Below are 18,059 nucleotides of genomic sequence, written 5' to 3'. Positions count from 1 at the left end.
CTATTTATTTACGTCAAATATTATAGTTGTTCCCTAATATTTTAGCATATATATCTATTATATACAAAGATTTTTTCATAAGGTAATCCTTTAATTAAAGCAGATATATTTTGAAGTTTCCTCTAAACTTTTAATTATTTTTCCTTTTAACTCTATATCCTCAGCTTTTTTACTTTCAGAAAATCTCTTACCTTCCAAAACTGCCTTTTTAAATATGTCTATGTCTTCAAATATATCACTTATTATAAATCCATTTTCACCATGCTGCCTTAAACCAAATATTTCTCCACTTCCTCTTATTTTCAAATCCTCTTCCGCAATATAAAAACCATCATTACTATTTTTCATAATATCCATACGTTTTTTAATTTTTTGTCCTTTACCTTCTGCAATTAGTACACAATAGGATTGATGTTCACCTCTTCCTACTCTTCCCCTAAGTTGATGAAGTTGTGCCAGTCCATAGCGTTCAGCATTTTCTATTATCATTAAAGTAGCATTTGGAACATTAACTCCTACTTCAACTACCGTGGTGCATATAAGGATACTTATACGTCCTTCTTTAAAATCGCCCATTATTTTTTCTTTTTCCTTATTGTTCATTTTGCCATGTAATATACCTAGTGAAATTCCATTAAAATATTTTTCCTTTAATTCCTCGTGCATACCCTCCACAGAAGCTAAATTCATAGTTTCGTTTTTCTCAACCAATGGACACACTATATAAACTTGCCTTCCCTGTTTGACTTGCTTTAGGGCAAATTTATACACTCTTTCTCTATAATTCTTATTTACAGCATAGGTTTCTATCTTTTGTCTTCCTGGGGGTAACTTATCTATAGTAGATATGTTCAAATCCCCATATAAAGCTAAACTTAATGTTCTAGGAATGGGCGTAGCACTCATTACCATCACATCTATATTTTTACCTTTACTATTTAATTTATTCCTTTGAAGTACCCCAAATCTATGTTGTTCATCCACTATAACTAAACCTATATTTTTAAACTGTACATCCTCCTGTATTAGTGAATGAGTACCTACTATTATTTGACTTTCACCCTTAGCTAATTTTTCTTTTATCTCTTCTTTTTTCTTTTTAGGTACACTACTTGTTAAAATATCAACTTTTACTTTAAACTTATCTAAAATTTTACACACCTCATTATAGTGCTGCTGTGCCAATATTTCTGTAGGTGCCATAAAAGCTACTTGATATCCATTTTCTATAACATTAAAAAGTGCAATAATAGCAACAATTGTTTTTCCACTTCCTACGTCTCCTTGAATCAACCTATTCATAGGCAAACTGCTCTCTTGATCTTTTAATATTTCTTTTATCACCGTGCTTTGGGCATTAGTTAGTTCAAAAGGCAAACTTTTATTTAATTCTTTAAGGTTATGTGATATTTGAAATGATATACCATCTATATTTTTGTTTAAATATTCCCTTAGAGCACTTACTTTTAAGCAGTAAGTGAACATCTCTTGAAATTTAAGCCGCTCTATGGCTTTTTCTAAAATTAACTTACTAGATGGAGTATGTATATTCCTTATGGCTTCGTCCAAAGAACATAAGGAATATTTTTCTACTAAATAATTAGGTAAATTCTCCTTTATTCTTATATTTTTTATAACTTCAGCAATAGTCTTTCTAAAAATATTGTCGCTTATTTTTCCCTTCAAATGATATTTAGACTTTATACTCTTATCTTTTGCACTGTTTTCTATTACTATTTTAGGGTTTATGGTATATATACTATTCCCAAATTTATCGAATTTACCCTCTAGAATATACTTTCGTCCTATTTTGAATTTATTCTTCATATATGGCTGATTAAACCACTTTGCAACTATTTTAATATTGTTATGATAAAAGATTATAGTAGTTATAATCTTGTTATTTTTTCTATAATCTCTCTCTACACCCGAAACTACTAATGAAATTATATTTATTTCTCCCAAAAGTAAGTTATTATTGTCTACTATATTAACTTCCTCATAATCTCTAGGAAAATATAACAATAAATCTAATATGCTCTTAATACCACATTGAGCAAACATATCTTTTGTCTTTTCTCCTACACCTTTAATTTTCCCTACATCATCATATATGCTCATGTTTTTCACTCCATATTTTAATAATGTAAAAAAAAGCCCGAAGGCTTTTTTTATTCAGCAGAAATTATAAAATAATACAATGGTTGTTTTCCACTATAACTTTGAATATCAACATCTGGATATTTTTCTTCTATTCGCTCTACTAGCTTTTCTACTGTTTCATTATCAGCATCTCTTCCATAAAGTACTGTAAGAAGTTCTTTATCTTCATCCATTATTCTTGATACAACTTCCTCACATACTCTATATACATCACTACCTACTTCTTCTATTTTATCCTCAACTAACCCTAATATATCTCCTTGTTTAATTACTTTTCCTTCATTTTCTGTGTCTCTTACTGCATAAGTTACTTTACCCGTTTTAACATTTTTTATAGCTTCATTCATACTTTCTATATTTTCTTCCGCTTCTAGTTCACTATTGAATACTGTTATAGCTGAAATTCCCTGAGGTATAGTTTTAGTTGGTATAACATATACTTTCTTCTCTGAAAGTTCTGCTGCTTGGTTAGCTGACATAATTATATTCTTATTATTTGGCAATATGAAAATACTCTCAGCATTGATCTTATTAATGCTTTCTAATATATCTTGAGTACTTGGATTCATAGTCTGACCACCTTCTATTACATAGTCAGCTCCTAAATCCCTAAATATATTTGTTATGCCTTCGCCCATAGCTACAGGTACAAAAGCATATTTCTTAAATTCTAAATCAGTTGAAGTTGTTTCGCTAGGTATCTCATCATCTTTAACTAAAATATGTCTATGCTGTTCTCTCATATTTTCTATTTTAATTTTTGATAATTCTCCTAATTTCAGTGCTTTAGATAATATAAGCCCTGGATCATTAGTATGAATATGTACTTTTACAACATCATCTAATCCAACCACTACCATGGAATCACCATGATTCTCTAAGTCATGTTTAAATCTTTCTACATCTATGTTATCTGATACCACAAAAAACTCTGTACAATATCCAAATTTAATATTTTCCGTACTTATAGTATTTATAGCGGATTTTGCAGTTTTTGCATCAGCAGTACCCTTAGTTATGGAGTAATCTTCCTTAGATTCTAACGCTTCTTTCATAGCTTTTAATATTATTAGAAGTCCCATTCCACCTGCATCTACAACTTTTGCTTCTTTTAAAGCAGGAAGCATTTCTGGAGTTTTATTTAATACTTCTTCACTATAATTGCATACCTCTTCCAATAATTTTACTATATCATTACTTGAAGATCTGGAAGCACTTTCACCTGCAGCTCTTATTATAGTTAATATAGTTCCTTCTGTAGGTCTCATAACAGCTTTATAGGCGAATTTTGAACCTTCTACCAAGCTATTTCCGAAATCTTTAGCATTAATTTGTTTTTTTCCTTCCATACCCTTAGAAATACCTCTAACTATTTGAGAAAATATAACACCTGAATTTCCTCTCGCTCCCATTAAAGCCCCTTTAGATAACTTTTTAGCTATACTATCTAAAGAGCTATCCTTTAATTCTTCAATTTCAGAAACTGCTGTTTTTAAAGTCATAGACATATTAGTGCCTGTATCTCCATCTGGCACTGGGAAAACATTTAGTGAATTTACAAATTCTTTCTGTTCTTCTAATTTATTAGATGCATTGATAATCATATTATAAAAATTACGTCCATCTATATATAAGTGTTCCAACTTAAAGTACCTCCTCTTAGACTCTTACACCTTGCACATTTACTGTAATGCTAGTAACCTTTAGTCCTGTAAATTTCTCAATATTATATTTTATTTTTTGTATAATATTATTAGCTATAACTGATATTTTAGTTCCATACTCCACAATTATATATAACTCTATTGCCAATTCACTTTCTTTTGCATTAATCCTTACGCCTTTACTTAAATTTTCTTTTTTCAATAGTTCCCAAAATCCATCAGTGGAATTTTTAGAAGCCATACCTACTACACCATAACACTCCATAGTGGAAAGTCCAATTATGTTAGATAAGACTTCATCAGAATAATAAATTGCTCCATTTTTATTGGTAATGCTTCCTTTCATGTAAATTCCTCCTTATTAATACCATATAATCTATTTTATATTAAATACTAAATTTATTCAAGTTTATTCTAGAACATAAATCAATTTATATTTTGCCCCTTGAAATATAGATATAAACTATGGTAAAATGATTTATGTTAATTGAGTTAGCATAAAGGATATAATCTTTTTTATCATACAGGGAGGTGTATTCAATGGCAAGAAAGTGTGAAATCTGTGGTAAAGGCGTTATTTCAGGAGTTCAATATAGTCACTCACATCGTCAAACAAAGAGAAGTTGGGCGCCAAATGTTAAAAGAGTGAGAGCAATAGTATCTGGCACACCAAAAACTATAAATGTTTGTACTAGATGCCTACGTTCAGGCAAAGTTCAACGTGCTATTTAATATAACATATTTATGTTAAATAAAATAAAAATGCAGTTGTAGCACAATTGCATTTTTTATTTTTTTACAAAAATTCTTAGAATACGAGATAAAAATTTAGGTAACTTTATAACTATCATTTTCATAATATCCCCCCCTTAATCACAGTGCTTGGTTAAAAACCATCCGCAATAAATAAGACCTCCCCCTACTAGAATTAACCATCCCCATATAGGGACAATAACTGCTAAAACTATGCCCGCTCCAGTACAGGCTAATATAAGACCTATCTTTTTCTTTACCTTTTTTAAAAACACAATTACTATCCCCCCAAAATATTCTAATATCAGTATATGTTTTTACATACACTTTGTTGATTAAGTAATAAAAAAAAACTAGGTTTTACCCTAGTCTTTTGATAATATTAATAATACTTTTCCTTTAGAGAAACTTACATTAACTTGTCCATCTAAAAATTCATTAGATACAGTTCTAGAATCACCCAATTTTAAATTGTAATTATTAAGTGGATATTTTCCACCTTCTATTGTTAAATTTTCAACTTCATCACAATATGCTTGTAGTGAAAAAATAGATTTTTTTTCTCCTTCTATTTTAAAAGATTTATCAAAAATACATATTTCGTTATTCTCATCTTTTATTACTGCTTTAACACCTTTTTTCAAACATTTATTTAGAAGTCCTAGATTTCCAAGCATATGATCCATCCTGCTTCCCGTAAAACCTAAAAGAATTAAATTGTCTCCACCTATTTTAATTCCTTCTTCTATTGCCATCTCGCTATCTGTAAAATCTTTCTCTCTAGGGAAAGTAACTATTTTGCATTTAGCATTTTTAAAAGAATTTAATACTTCATATTTTATGGAATCAAAATCCCCTAAAATCATATTAGGGAATATACCATTTTCATACAGACAATTAGCTCCACTATCTGCACAAATTATATAATCACATTTTTCTACTTCTTTTTTCAATAATTCTGTAGAAGGAGGTTTTCCTCCAGAAATAATTAATATGTTCATTTTACATTCCTTCTTTTAAAGCTTTTATATTACCTTCAATATTACCATTTTTAAATACAGCAGACCCTGCTACTATAAAATTTGCTCCTGCATCAACTGCTTTTTTAATAGTATCTTTATTTATTCCTCCATCTACTTCAATTATCAATTCTTTATTTAATTTATTACTTATTTCCTTTACTTCTCTTATTTTATCTGAAGAATATTCTATGTATTTTTGTCCACCGAATCCTGGATTTACGGACATTATCAATACCATGTCCACTACATTTATTAAATTCTTAATTGAACTTACAGGAGTTCCTGGATTAAGTGATACACCAGCCTTTATTCCAAAGCTCTTTATGTAATTTATAGTTCTATCCACGTGCTTATCTGCTTCATAATGTATAGTAATTATGTCTGCTCCACTTTTTACAAAATCCTCAATATATCTAGATGGATTTTCTATCATTAAATGTACATCGAATATCATTTTAGTTTCTTTTCTTATACTTTTAATTACAGGTAAACCCAATGATATATTAGGCACAAAATTTCCATCCATTACGTCTATATGTACTACTTCTATACCATTATTCTCTAGATTTTTTAATTCCTCTCCTAGTTTTGAAAAATCTGCTGATAATATAGATGGTGCTAATTTAATCATTTTAATTCCTCCTCTGATGTGTTATGTCTTCTATCACTTTAATATAAAATTGGTATCTTTCTCTAGAAATTTCACCTTTTTCCACAGCTTCTTTCACTGCACATGCTGGCTCTTTATAATGCATACAATTTGAAAATTTACATTGATGATTATATTTTTCGAATTCTGGAAAACAATATTTTAACTCTTCCTTTTTTATAAAACTTATGTCTAAAGAAGAAAAACCTGGAGTATCCACCACAAATCCGCCTGCTATATCTATAAGTTCACTATGTCTTGTGGTATGTTTACCTCTTTTAGATTTATCGCTTATATCTCCAGTTTTCATAACTTCTCTTCCTGCTATTTTATTCAAAATAGTAGATTTTCCAACTCCTGAAGGACCACAAAATACTGTTACCTCATCTTTAAGTTTTCCTTTTAAAACTTCTATTCCCTCGCCAGTTTTAGCTTTTAAAAGAAAAACTTGGTAACCTGCTTCTTTTAACATTTCTATTATTGTAGAGTTTTTTTCCTCCTCTAAATCTACCAAATCTAATTTATTAAAACATACAGATATTTTTAATCCCTTTGACTGACAAAGTATTAAAAAGCTATTTAGTAAATTTAAATTCAAATCAGGATTCTTTAATGTAACTACTACAAAAGCTTGAGTTACATTAGATACAAAAGGACGAATAAGTTCATTGCTTCTGCTATTTATATGTTCTATAACCCCTTGGCCTTCATTTACATTTATATCCACTATATCTCCAACCATAGGAGTAAGTTCATTAAATCTGAACTTACCCCTAGCTTTACACTTTATTAATTCATTGCCACTTTTAACATAGTACAGTCCACCTACACCTTTAATTATTATACCTTCCATATGTCCTCCTGTAAAATTAATGCATTAAGGCAACTCGTTACCCTATATTTAAAATGTTTTACGTTAATTTCAGCTCATATAACTGTATCAACTTAATCAAAAGAACCTGAATATTTAAAATAACTTACATTAATTTCAGTTCCTTCTTCTATTTTGGTATTTGGTGCTATGGATTGATTATATACCTTTCCATCCTTAGTTTTATCATTCGTGTTAATCTCTACTTTATTCCCTAATTTTAATTTAAGACTTTTTAGCATTTGTTCAACTTCTTTTATATCTTGATTGCTTAAATCAGGAACTAACACCATTCCCTCTTCTCCCTTACTTACTATTAAATCTATTTTTTCTCCTGAACTAACTTCACTTCCTGAAGAAGGGGATTGTTCCATAACCCTACCATTTTTAAACTGACTACTCGTTTCAAATTTAATATTTCCCACATTTAAATCATTTTCTATTATCTTTCTCTTAGCTTCCTCAATATTTAAATTTTTCAAATCTGGGACTTTAACTTTTTTATTTCCTGCACTTATAATAGCTTTAACTTCTGTTTTAGCTTTAACCTTTGCTCCCTCATTAGGAGAACAAGATATTACTTCACCTTCTGGTTTATCACTAGCTTCTGAAGATTGTACTAAAAAAACTAATCCTTTTTCTTCAACTAGCTTTTTTGCTTCTTCTTTGTTTAAACCCACTATATTAGGAACTACCACTTTCTTCCCACCTAATTTACCGCCTAAAAATAGGTTAGCTACTATTCCAATAACAGCTAATACAACTACAATTGAAGAAGCTATTATTGCTATCTTTTTACCTTTGCCCTTATTCTTTCGAGGACTTCTGCTTTTTCTTCTTAAAGCATTATTTTCTTCGGTATCTTCATCTTCATAATCTTCTTCATCATCTTCTTCATCATTTTTTTCTTCTTCATTACCATCAGTATAGATATTACTTTTACTAAGTTCATCCACATTTATAGGATCCATTACTCTAGTAAAATCATCATAGTTATTATTTAATTTAATTTGTGCATCTCTATTATTTTTAATGGAATACAAATCCTCTATGAGCTCCGCTGCATTTTGATATCTTTTTATAGGTTCCTTTTCAATACATTTTATAATTAAATCATTTAGGCTCTTCGGGATATCTGGATTAAACTGTACTGGAGGAATAACCGACTCTTGTATGTGTTTTAAAGCTACACTCACGGGAGTATCTGCATCATAAGGAACTTTTCCCGTAACCATTTCATACATTAATATACCTAAGGAATATATATCACTTCTACAATCAACAATAGTCCCTCTTGCCTGTTCAGGTGAAAAATAATGCGCTGAACCTACTACTTTATTAGTATTAGTTATAGTACTAAAATTAGAAACTCTAGCTATTCCAAAGTCAGTTACTTTAACATTTCCTTCTTCTGTTATCATAATATTGTGTGGTTTTATATCTCTATGAATTATATCGTTTTTATGGGCGCACTCTAAAGCTTTCGCTATTCCAATTGCAATTTCTATAGCCCTTATATACTCTATTTTTCCCTTTTCGTTTATTACTTCTTTTAGAGTTTTACCTTTTATATACTCCATAACTATATAATTTATATTATCTTCATTGCCTACATCATATATATTTACTATGCGGCTATCTGACAAACTTCCTGCAGCCCTGGCTTCTGTTTGAAATTTTTTAACAAAATCTTCATTGTTTGCAAATTCATTTTTTAATATTTTTATGGCTACATATCTATTTAGTATGTGACATTTAGCTTTATATACCTCAGCCATGCCACCTTCTCCTATTTTTTCCAATAATTCATATCGATTTCCTAGCATATTTTTCCCTATCATCACTTACACTCTCCTTCAAATACAATAACAGAAATATTATCATTGGCTCCTCTAATTTTACATATTTCTAATAAAGCCTCACATGCTTCCTGTTGATCATTGTATTTTTTTACCACTTCTAGTATTTCTTCATCTTTCATTTCCTTAGTTAATCCATCTGTACATAATATGATTTTTCTTACTTCATTTAAATCTACATTATATATATCTACTTTTACCAAAAATTTAGTACCTACAGCTCGTGTTATAACATTCCTATTAGGATGAGTAAATGCCTCATCTTCACTTATAGCTCCATTATCTACCAACTGTTGCACAAGTGAATGGTCTTTTGTTACCTTATATAAGGAACCATCATTCTTTACTATATAGCAACTGCTATCTCCTACATGTCCTACAAACATCTGATTTTTCACAATGAAACATGCTGTAACAGTAGTCCCCATACCTTTATACTCATCATTTTCACAGGCTATATGAAATATAGCCTCATTTGCATATTTAATTGCCTCTGATATTATAAAAGAAGGGGACTTTTCTTTATTACTTTTTTCAATATATTCTATTATTTTTTCTACTGCAGTTTTACTAGCTACTTCTCCAGCATTATGTCCCCCCATACCGTCTGCAACTACATACAATTTCTTATGGCTATCTTCATAACTTCCTATGTAATCCTGATTATTCCGTCTCTTATTTCCTACATCGGATAACATTCCCACCATACTATCACCCCAATTAATTATTTAAATAACGCCTTCTTAATTGACCACATGCAGCATCTATATCAGATCCCATTTCTCTTCTAATAGTAGTTTCTATGCCATTTTTACATAAAATATTCTTAAAATTTATTATATTATCAGATGAAGATTTTTTTAAGCTATTTTCTTTTATTTCATTTACAGGTATCAAATTAACATGACATAGTATTCCACTTAATATAGTGCTAAGTTCTTCTCCTTGCTCTTTACCATCATTAAAACCTTCTACTAAAGCATACTCAAAACTGACTCTTCTATTAGTTTTTTTAATATAGTATTTACATACATCTAATATTTCATTTATAGAATACTTATTAGCTATAGGCATAACTTGTTTTCTAAGGTTATCATTAGGTGCATGTAATGAAATAGCTAATGTTATTTGAAGATTCTCATGGGCTAATTCCTTTATTTTTGGAACTATACCACAGGTAGAAAGAGTAATATGTCTTTGACCTATATTTAATCCTTCACTTTTACTAATTTCTCTTATAAATTTAATTACATTTTCATAGTTATCTAAAGGTTCTCCACTACCCATAAGCACTACATTAGAAATTCTTTCACCTATCTCTTCTTGTGCTTTTAAAATTTGAGCTAGAATTTCCCCAGAGGAAAGATTTCTAACCATACCTTCAATAGTAGATGCACAAAATTTACATCCCATTCTACATCCTACTTGAGTAGAAACACATATAGAATTCCCATGTTTATACTTCATTACAACACTTTCAATTAGGTTTCCATCTGCATAGGCAAATAAAAATTTAACTGTATCCTCTTCCTTTGAAACTAATTTTGTAACAACCTTTGGTACACCTATGTAAAAATCCTTTTCTAGCTTCTCTAGTGTATTTGTAGATATATTTTTCATACTTCTAAAATCAAAAATCCCCTTGTAAATCCATTGGAACACTTGTTTTGCTCTAAATCCTTTTTCTCCATTCTGCTGCATCCATAACTTTAATTTTTCCGTATCTAGATCTAAAATATTTTTCATTTTATACACCTACTAACTTTTTTTTAATTTAGCTATAAAGAAACCATCCATATATTTATTAGGAAGTATAGAAACGTAGCCTTCCTCATGATAAATTAAATTATCTAAATCACCAAAGTATATGTTTTCTAATTTAAATTCTGGATTTTCTTTTAAAAACCACTTAATATTTTTTTCATTTTCTTCTTTATTCAAAGTACAGGTAGAGTATAAGAGTATTCCACCTTTTTTTAAATATTTACTTCCATTTTTTAATATATTTCTTTGTATTTTTACTAATTCTTTTAATTCATTTTTATTTTTATTCCATTTTATTTCAGGTTTTTTTCTTATTATCCCAAGTCCTGAACAGGGTACATCCATCAAAACCCTATGGGCTACACCTTCTAATTTTTCATGAAATTCCGCTGCATCCAAAACCCCTACTTGAATATTGTTGATGCCCAGCCTTTGACTATTATCTTTTATTAATTTTAACTTATTTTCATGAATATCAAAAGCTAATATTCTGCCCGTATTATTCATAATTTCAGCTATATGTGTAGTTTTTCCCCCCGGTGCACTACATAGGTCTATAACTGTCATATTTTCTTCTAAATCCATCACCGCACCTACTAACATAGCACTTTCATCTTGAACAGTTATACATCCTTCCTTAAAAAGAGGATTGTTTTCTATACTTTTCCCCTTTATTATACGCAATGCTTCAGGACAAATTTCTCCCTCTTCTACGGTATAACCTAGTTTCAATAATTCATCATAAACCTGGTCATAGGAACTTTTTATATTATTTACCCTTACAGTTACACCTGGAACCTGATTTAATCCTTCTAAAATTTTTTCACACTTTTCTTTGCCAAAATTATTCATAAAAAATTTTACCATCCACTTTGGAAAAGAATATTTAAAAGCTAAATTTTCTTCCATATTTTCCTTTACGTATTTTGTATCCTTATTTCTTAAATAACTTCTTAAAACACCATTTACAAATTTAGATGCTTTACCTGAGGAATGCTTTTTGCAAATTTCTACTGCCTCATTTACTACTGCAAAATCAGGTACCTTACTTAGATACCTGATTTGATATATAGAACTTCTTAGAACATTCAGCACATATGGCTCTACACTCTTCAATCCTCTTTTTACATAATGTTCTAATATAACATCTATAGTATACTTATATTTAACAGTTCCATAAACTATTTCTGTTATAAAAGCCTTATCCTTAGCATCAATCTGTAATTTATTTAAAGTTTTATTTAAAACTATATTTGAATAAGCCTTCTCATTAAAAATTTGTCCTAATATATTAACTATTATTTCTCTACTATTCATATTTAACCTCTTTTTAATCATTTCTTCTACTTAATATAAACAATCTTAGCAATTGTGAAACTGCCATTAAAGCTGCTGCTACATAAGTCATAGCTGCTGCACTTAATACCTTTTTTGCTCCATTTAATTCATCATCGTATAATATTCCTCTATTATTTAAAACTTTTAAAGCTCTGCTAGAAGCATTAAATTCCACTGGTAGAGTAATTATTTGAAATAATACAACCCCACTAAATAGAATTACACCAAAGTTAACTAAAGGTTGAATTCTTAAAAATATACCTAATACAAACAATATCCATGATGCATTAGAACCTATAGTAGCTATTGGAACTATAGAGTTTCTAAGAGTAAGTGGGTAATAATTTTCTTTATGCTGTATTGCATGACCAGTTTCATGGGCAGCTACGCCTATAGCAGCCACTGAAGTTCCTCCATAAACCTCTTGAGATAATCTCATAACCTTATTTCTAGGATCATAGTGATCTGTTAATTTACCATTGACCATTTCTACTGGTATATGGAATAATCCCTCTGAATCCAAAAGCATTCTAGCTACTTCAGCTCCTGTATATCCATTTCTACTAGATATTCGTGAATACTTAGCAAAAGTAGTGTTTATCTTAGTTTGAGCCCAAAATGTTATTATTATAGCTGGTAAAAGTATTATTATAGTACTGTCATACCAAAACATATAATCACCTCTCATATATTTAAATATTAGCCTTGAGCATAACTCTAAGGCCTTGATATCACTAGCCACGTAGGGCTATTTTTTTTAATCACTCAAATATATATCATAGGATTTCCTCACATTTTTGTCGAATTATACTATATTACCACACATAATATAAAAACAATAAGGAGGAAACCTCTATGTACCAACGTCAAGAAATCTTTAACATAATTGAACTTTTTACTTCTCAAAAGCTTATCAATTTTTATACAAAAATCTTTGATAATCTTGATTTATCTCCATTACCCGATAGGGTTCCTTCTAAATATGGCCCTACTGGATTTTCACGCCATGCTCTTTTTAGAGCTTTCATCGTCATGAAATGTGAGAAGTTTGCCCAAATTACTGATCTTAAAGATTTTTTAGAAAATAATTTAATTATAGCCCAACTTTGTGGTTTTAACATTCTTAAATCTTTACCTTCATACTGGGTTTTTCAGAGATTTATTAAAAATTTATCTAACTCTTATCTTAAAGAAATCATGAAAAATCAAGTTAATGTTCTTAAGGAGTTAGGTTTTATTGATAACAATTTTGTATCTGTTGATGCCACTCCTGTTAAAGCTAATACTAAATTTAATAATCCCAAATCTTTTTCAAGTAACAAGTTTTCTAAAAAGAATCCTCCATCTTCTGATAAAGATTGTAAACTAGGAGTTCATACTGCTAATAACTCCTTGAATGTTCAAGTTTCAGAGGATAAACCCAATAAATCAAAGAAAAATTATGAATTTTACTGGGGATACAAAAATCATGTTATTTGTGATGCTATATCGGGTCTTCCTATTGCTGAATTTACTACAACTGCCGATATCAATGAAATTTCTAATTTTATAGAAATTCTTACTGCTACAAATGAATGGTTTTCACTAAAAGACAGTTACATTATTGCTGATAAAGGATATGATTCAAAGCAAAATCATGATTTTATTCGTAACACCCTTAAAGGGCTTGCTTTCATTGCCTTAAATAAGCGTGGCACTAAGAAAAATAGTTTAACATCTACAGGTAATGTTATATGCAATGGCGGTTTAGCCATGCATAAAGATGGCAAACAATACTTTGATTCCTATATTAAGCAAAAATTCTGTTGTCCTTATAGAAAATCAAAAGATGATTCATTATGTCCATGTAAGCATAAAAAATATTTTAATGGTAAGAAAAACAGAGGTTGTGTAAAATACATAAGCATTGGAACTGATTATAGAGCTTCTATCAATCGTGATTCTATATTTTTCAAGAAAATATATAGCTTAAGAACTGAATCTGAAAGATACAATTCAAGATGGAAAAATCTCAATACTGAACAAGCTCATGTTAGAAATATTAACTCTGTTACTAATCTAAATACTATTGGACACATTTGCCTTTTAACCGTTGCACTTGCTGCTATAAAATCTGATTGTATAGATAAATCCAAATCCCTATCGGGATTTAAAAGAACAGCTTAATCAAAATACATTTTTTAACATTGTTTTTTACTATGGGAGTAGTCTGCCCTTTTTGCTTTTTTTATTATTAATCTCTACTTCAAATTCTTCTCAACAAGCTCCGCTCAAGAAAATTTGGAACTATTTTACTTTAATCATTTGATTTTTTATCAATTATGCTCATCTCTATAAATATTAGTTTCTTACTTAAGGGATACTCCCTCTTTTATTTCATTACCTCTAATATATTCTTTTACAAATAGGGGCTTTTTACCTGGAAATTGGATTTTTTCTATAAGTAAAATATTTTCACCACAAGCAACTTCTATGCCTTCTTTGGAAACTTTCAATATTCGTCCTGGTTCTTCCGAAGCTTTCTTATTTATAATATGAGCTTTATATATTTTCATAACTCTATCTTCATAATTAGTAAAAGCAACAGGCCATGGGTTTAATCCTCTTATTAAATTGTTAATATTCTCAGCACTTTCATTCCAATTTATCTTTGCCATATCCTTACTCATCATTGAAGCATAACAACTAAGTGAATCATCTTGTTTTTCTCTTTTTATATTTGAAAAATTATTTATAGTATCTAATAAAAGCGTGGCCCCTTTTTCACTTAAAATGTCATGTAACTCCCCTGCTGTCATGTCTTTTCCTATTTCTACTTCCTGTTTAAGAAGCATATCTCCTGTATCTAAACCTTCCTCCATAATCATAGAAGTATTTCCACTTTTCTTTTCACCATTTATTATGGCAAAGTTTATAGGAGCTGCTCCTCTATATTTAGGTAATAATGATGCATGTAAATTTATACATGCATACTTAGGAATTTCTAAAACTTCCTTAGATAAAATTTGTCCAAAAGCTACTACTATTATAAAGTCTGGTTTTATTTCTTTTAACTTTTCAATAATATCTTTTTCCTTTTTTAAGCTATGAGGCTGATAAACAGGTATACTATTCTCTAAAGCCACCTGCTTAACTGATGACATGGTTATTTGCTTTCCCCTCCCTTTAGGCCTATCCGGTTGAGTAAATACTGCTTTTACATCATAATTCTCTATTAAAGCCTTAAGTGAAGGCACTGAAAAATCTGGTGTTCCCATAAATACTATATTCATTAATCTATTACACCCTCTTCTATTGTTTTATCTATAAACAAAATTCCATCTAAATGATCTATTTCATGACAAAATGCTCTAGCTAAAAGTCCCTCTCCTTTTATTATTACTTCTTCTCCTCTTTCATTTAAAGCTTTTACTTTAACCTTTTCAGGTCTTTTTACAGTTCCCTGTCTTCCAGGTATACTTAAGCACCCTTCTATATCAACATAACTGCCTTCTTTTTCTATTATTTCAGGATTTATTATAACAATAGGTCCTTCACCCACATCTATTACAGCCATTCTTTTTAAAATTCCTATTTGAGGTGCTGCCAATCCCACGCCATCGGCTTTATACATAGTTTCTTTCATATCTTCAATTAATGTTAAAAGTCTTCTATCTATTTTATCAACCTTTCTACATTTTTTCCTTAATATTTCGTCGCCTTCTATTCTTATATTTCTTAAAGCCATTTTTAAAACCCCTCTCTATTTTTTAAAGCATATTATTTGGATTAATATCTATATTAATTCTTATATTATTATAATCTTCTCTAACTAATTCATAAATTACATTCTTAATTTTTCTCCCTAACTCCACACTGACTTTCCCTTTAAGTATTATTTGCCACCTAAAATTATTTTTTATTTTTCCAAGTGCACAGGGACAGGGACCTAATAAACTAATTTTATCATAATTCTCTAACATTTTGTTTAAATATATGCCAACATTTTGTATATTTTTTATTAAAATATCTTCCTTTTCACTGCTCATATTTATACATAATATATCTGTAAAAGGAGGATATTTCATATCATTCCTTAGAGATATTTCCTTTTCATAAAATCCAATATAATCATGAGAAGCTGCATATTGTATGCTATAATTTTCAGGACTATAGGTTTGTATAACTACTTTTCCAGGTTTCAATCCCCTACCTGCTCTGCCTGAAACCTGAGTTACTATTTGAAAAGTTCTTTCATTAGCTCTAAAATCAGGCATATTTAGAGATAAGTCAGCAGCTATTATTCCAACTAAAGTTACATTCTCAAAATCCAATCCTTTTGCTATCATTTGAGTTCCTATTAAAATATCGGCATTTCTATTCTTAAAGTTTTCATAAATATATTCATAGGAATTTTTCTTTCTAGTAGTGTCAAAGTCCATTCGCAGTGTTCTAGCTTTTGGAAAGAATTTCTTAATATCCCTTTCTACTCTCTCTGTGCCTATACCAAAATATTTAACATATTTACTTCCACATTGTGGACATATACTAGGTGCTTCAACACTACTTCCGCAATAATGGCAATTCAAATGAGAACTTTGCTGGTGATAAGTAAGAGATATATCACAGTTTGGACATTTAAATACATATCCACAAGCTCTACAAGATATAAAAGTTGAAAATCCCCTTCTATTTAAAAATAATATAACCTGTTCATTTTTATGAATTCTATCTTTTATATCATAAAAAAGTTCTCTACTAAATATAGTCCTATTATTATTTAAAAGTTCTTCTCTCATATCTACAATTTTTATATCTGGAAAATTAGCCCCATCTATCCTGTTATTTATAGTAATAAGATTATATTCGCCACTAACAGCTTTGTAATAAGTATTTATACTAGGAGTGGCAGAACCTAATACAACTTTGCAATTATTTATTTCGCCAATTAACTGAGCTATTTCTAATGCATTGTATTTTGGGGAACTTTCTGACTTATAGCTAGATTCATGTTCTTCATCAATTACTATAAGCCCTAAGTTAGAAAAAGGTAAAAACAAAGCAGATCTAGCTCCCACCGCCACTTTAACTTCTTTATTTTTAACCCGTATCCATTCGTCTATTCTTTCTCCAGGGGATAGTTTACTATGAAATACTGCTATGTCTTTTCCAAATCTTCCTTTAAATCTTTCCACCATTTGAGGTGTTAAAGATATTTCTGGAACCAATATTATAGAATCTTTACATTCCTTTATCATTTCCCTAACTAAATGCATATATATTTCAGTCTTTCCACTACCAGTAACTCCATGAATTAATGATACGTTTTTAGAAGAATTTAATATAGTCTGTACAGCTTCCCTTTGATATTTATTTAATTGCTTCTCTTCATAATTTTTATACTCTCTATGGTTATACCTATTAATTATAATCTCTTTTTGCAATAAAAATCCATGTCTTATCATAGTATTTATAGATGATAAAGATAATGAAAATTTATTACTTAATACAGTCTTGTTAAACTTTCCATTATTCTCTTTAACTACCCCATATATGTAGCTGTATGGTTTTTTATTAAATTTTTCATTCAAAGAACTTCCTAAACATATTACATTATTAGTTTTATTCCCCATGCCTTTAATTATTCCACTTGGAATAATTGTTTTTATACATTCTAAATAAGTACAAATATATTTATTTTTCATCTTCTCTATAAGTTCTAAATCTTTTAAACTTAACAATGGATAATTGTCACATAGGCTTTTTATATATTTTATTCCTTTTATATTTTTATCTAAAGTTTCATATAACTGAATTATATAAGCATCTAATATTTTATTACCTCTTCCAAAAGGGACCTTTACACGTAATCCCTTTTGTATTTTATTAATAATTTTTTCTGGAATAGCATATGTAAATAATCTATCCACCTGTTCTGATTCATTATCTACAATAACGCCAGCATACTTATACACCTTATCACCCTTTTGTGAATAT

17 protein-coding genes are annotated in these 18,059 nt (G+C 29.4%); 2 read left to right on the top strand and 15 right to left on the bottom strand.

Annotated elements, in window-relative coordinates:
• Positions 1 to 90: 90 nt before the first annotated feature.
• From recG to C1715_RS11500, 3 genes are read right to left on the bottom strand one after another with little or no spacing between them, the layout of a single operon-like run.
• Positions 91 to 2,121 carry an ATP-dependent DNA helicase RecG gene (gene recG / locus C1715_RS11510; protein WP_102400633.1) on the bottom strand — a complete coding sequence of 677 codons (2,031 nt, stop codon included), beginning with the start codon at positions 2,119 to 2,121 and terminating at the stop codon, positions 91 to 93.
• A gap of 50 nt (positions 2,122 to 2,171) precedes the next feature.
• Entirely contained in the window at positions 2,172 to 3,806 is a 1,635-nt protein-coding gene (locus tag C1715_RS11505) for a DAK2 domain-containing protein (protein WP_102400632.1), read from the bottom strand.
• Between the two features lie 16 nt (positions 3,807 to 3,822).
• Positions 3,823 to 4,173, bottom strand: coding sequence for an Asp23/Gls24 family envelope stress response protein (locus C1715_RS11500; RefSeq protein WP_102400631.1), 351 nt, complete (start codon positions 4,171 to 4,173; stop codon positions 3,823 to 3,825).
• 194 nt (positions 4,174 to 4,367) lie between these two features.
• On the opposite strand from C1715_RS11500, the gene rpmB reads away from it, so the two are divergent.
• Positions 4,368 to 4,559: a 50S ribosomal protein L28 gene (gene rpmB, locus C1715_RS11495; RefSeq protein ID WP_102400630.1), complete on the top strand. Its 192-nt coding sequence runs from the start codon at positions 4,368 to 4,370 to the stop codon at positions 4,557 to 4,559.
• Positions 4,560 to 4,696: 137 nt separating this feature from the next.
• On the opposite strand, the gene C1715_RS19455 is transcribed toward rpmB, so the two are convergent.
• The 9 genes from C1715_RS19455 to C1715_RS11455 form a co-directional block, all read right to left on the bottom strand.
• Complete coding sequence (locus C1715_RS19455; protein WP_180964065.1) at positions 4,697 to 4,855, bottom strand: hypothetical protein; 159 nt, start codon at positions 4,853 to 4,855, stop codon at positions 4,697 to 4,699.
• Positions 4,856 to 4,945: 90 nt separating this feature from the next.
• Positions 4,946 to 5,581 carry a thiamine diphosphokinase gene (locus C1715_RS11490; protein WP_102400629.1) on the bottom strand — a complete coding sequence of 212 codons (636 nt, stop codon included), beginning with the start codon at positions 5,579 to 5,581 and terminating at the stop codon, positions 4,946 to 4,948.
• 1 nt (position 5,582) lies between these two features.
• Positions 5,583 to 6,233, bottom strand: a complete 651-nt coding sequence (rpe, locus tag C1715_RS11485) for a ribulose-phosphate 3-epimerase (RefSeq protein WP_102400628.1) — start codon at positions 6,231 to 6,233, stop codon at positions 5,583 to 5,585.
• A gap of 1 nt (position 6,234) precedes the next feature.
• Positions 6,235 to 7,104, bottom strand: a complete 870-nt coding sequence (gene rsgA, locus C1715_RS11480; RefSeq protein WP_102400627.1) for a ribosome small subunit-dependent GTPase A — start codon at positions 7,102 to 7,104, stop codon at positions 6,235 to 6,237.
• 92 nt (positions 7,105 to 7,196) lie between these two features.
• Positions 7,197 to 8,963: a Stk1 family PASTA domain-containing Ser/Thr kinase gene (gene pknB / locus C1715_RS11475; RefSeq protein WP_102400626.1), complete on the bottom strand. Its 1,767-nt coding sequence runs from the start codon at positions 8,961 to 8,963 to the stop codon at positions 7,197 to 7,199.
• The gene (locus tag C1715_RS11470; protein WP_102400625.1) at positions 8,963 to 9,688 is read right to left on the bottom strand and encodes a Stp1/IreP family PP2C-type Ser/Thr phosphatase; all 726 of its coding nucleotides are present in this window, start codon (positions 9,686 to 9,688) and stop codon (positions 8,963 to 8,965) included. The genes pknB and C1715_RS11470 overlap by 1 nt, the downstream gene beginning before the upstream one ends.
• A gap of 13 nt (positions 9,689 to 9,701) precedes the next feature.
• Positions 9,702 to 10,727 (bottom strand): dual-specificity RNA methyltransferase RlmN, encoded by a 1,026-nt coding sequence (gene rlmN, locus C1715_RS11465; RefSeq protein ID WP_102400624.1) that lies wholly within the window; start codon positions 10,725 to 10,727, stop codon positions 9,702 to 9,704.
• Positions 10,728 to 10,739: 12 nt separating this feature from the next.
• Positions 10,740 to 12,062: a 16S rRNA (cytosine(967)-C(5))-methyltransferase RsmB gene (rsmB, locus tag C1715_RS11460; RefSeq protein WP_102400623.1), complete on the bottom strand. Its 1,323-nt coding sequence runs from the start codon at positions 12,060 to 12,062 to the stop codon at positions 10,740 to 10,742.
• 13 nt (positions 12,063 to 12,075) lie between these two features.
• Positions 12,076 to 12,756, bottom strand: coding sequence for a zinc metallopeptidase (locus C1715_RS11455; protein WP_102400622.1), 681 nt, complete (start codon positions 12,754 to 12,756; stop codon positions 12,076 to 12,078).
• A gap of 182 nt (positions 12,757 to 12,938) precedes the next feature.
• Here C1715_RS11455 and C1715_RS11450 point away from each other — a divergent pair, with 182 nt between their 5' ends.
• Entirely contained in the window at positions 12,939 to 14,249 is a 1,311-nt protein-coding gene (locus C1715_RS11450) for a transposase (RefSeq protein ID WP_102400621.1), read from the top strand.
• Between the two features lie 182 nt (positions 14,250 to 14,431).
• On the opposite strand, the gene fmt is transcribed toward C1715_RS11450, so the two are convergent.
• From fmt to priA, 3 genes are read right to left on the bottom strand one after another with little or no spacing between them, the layout of a single operon-like run.
• Entirely contained in the window at positions 14,432 to 15,355 is a 924-nt protein-coding gene (gene fmt / locus C1715_RS11445; protein ID WP_102400620.1) for a methionyl-tRNA formyltransferase, read from the bottom strand.
• Positions 15,355 to 15,810, bottom strand: coding sequence for a peptide deformylase (gene def / locus C1715_RS11440; RefSeq protein ID WP_102400619.1), 456 nt, complete (start codon positions 15,808 to 15,810; stop codon positions 15,355 to 15,357). The genes fmt and def overlap by 1 nt, the downstream gene beginning before the upstream one ends.
• Positions 15,811 to 15,832: 22 nt before the next feature.
• Positions 15,833 to 18,037 (bottom strand): primosomal protein N', encoded by a 2,205-nt coding sequence (gene priA, locus C1715_RS11435; protein WP_102400618.1) that lies wholly within the window; start codon positions 18,035 to 18,037, stop codon positions 15,833 to 15,835.
• Between the last annotated feature and the right edge of the window lie 22 nt (positions 18,038 to 18,059).

This window comes from Haloimpatiens massiliensis, from assembly GCF_900184255.1.
GTDB classification, from domain to species: Bacteria; Bacillota; Clostridia; order Clostridiales; family Clostridiaceae; genus Haloimpatiens; species Haloimpatiens massiliensis.
The sequence above is the reverse complement of the archived record's forward strand: the minus strand, read 5'-3'. Positions and strand labels throughout refer to the sequence as shown.

What these genes read in the sequence shown, in the direction of transcription:
- recG (WP_102400633.1), bottom strand. Translation starts at nt 2,121, where the DNA reads ATGAGCATATATGATGATGTAGGGAAAATTAAAGGTGTAGGAGAAAAG.
- C1715_RS11500 (WP_102400631.1), bottom strand. Translation starts at nt 4,173, where the DNA reads ATGAAAGGAAGCATTACCAATAAAAATGGAGCAATTTATTATTCTGAT.
- rpmB (WP_102400630.1), top strand. Translation starts at nt 4,368, where the DNA reads ATGGCAAGAAAGTGTGAAATCTGTGGTAAAGGCGTTATTTCAGGAGTT.
- C1715_RS11490 (WP_102400629.1), bottom strand. Translation starts at nt 5,581, where the DNA reads ATGAACATATTAATTATTTCTGGAGGAAAACCTCCTTCTACAGAATTA.
- rpe (WP_102400628.1), bottom strand. Translation starts at nt 6,233, where the DNA reads ATGATTAAATTAGCACCATCTATATTATCAGCAGATTTTTCAAAACTA.
- rsgA (WP_102400627.1), bottom strand. Translation starts at nt 7,104, where the DNA reads ATGGAAGGTATAATAATTAAAGGTGTAGGTGGACTGTACTATGTTAAA.
- pknB (WP_102400626.1), bottom strand. Translation starts at nt 8,963, where the DNA reads ATGATAGGGAAAAATATGCTAGGAAATCGATATGAATTATTGGAAAAA.
- C1715_RS11470 (WP_102400625.1), bottom strand. Translation starts at nt 9,688, where the DNA reads ATGGTGGGAATGTTATCCGATGTAGGAAATAAGAGACGGAATAATCAG.
- rlmN (WP_102400624.1), bottom strand. Translation starts at nt 10,727, where the DNA reads ATGAAAAATATTTTAGATCTAGATACGGAAAAATTAAAGTTATGGATG.
- rsmB (WP_102400623.1), bottom strand. Translation starts at nt 12,062, where the DNA reads ATGAATAGTAGAGAAATAATAGTTAATATATTAGGACAAATTTTTAAT.
- C1715_RS11455 (WP_102400622.1), bottom strand. Translation starts at nt 12,756, where the DNA reads ATGTTTTGGTATGACAGTACTATAATAATACTTTTACCAGCTATAATA.
- C1715_RS11450 (WP_102400621.1), top strand. Translation starts at nt 12,939, where the DNA reads ATGTACCAACGTCAAGAAATCTTTAACATAATTGAACTTTTTACTTCT.
- fmt (WP_102400620.1), bottom strand. Translation starts at nt 15,355, where the DNA reads ATGAATATAGTATTTATGGGAACACCAGATTTTTCAGTGCCTTCACTT.
- def (WP_102400619.1), bottom strand. Translation starts at nt 15,810, where the DNA reads ATGGCTTTAAGAAATATAAGAATAGAAGGCGACGAAATATTAAGGAAA.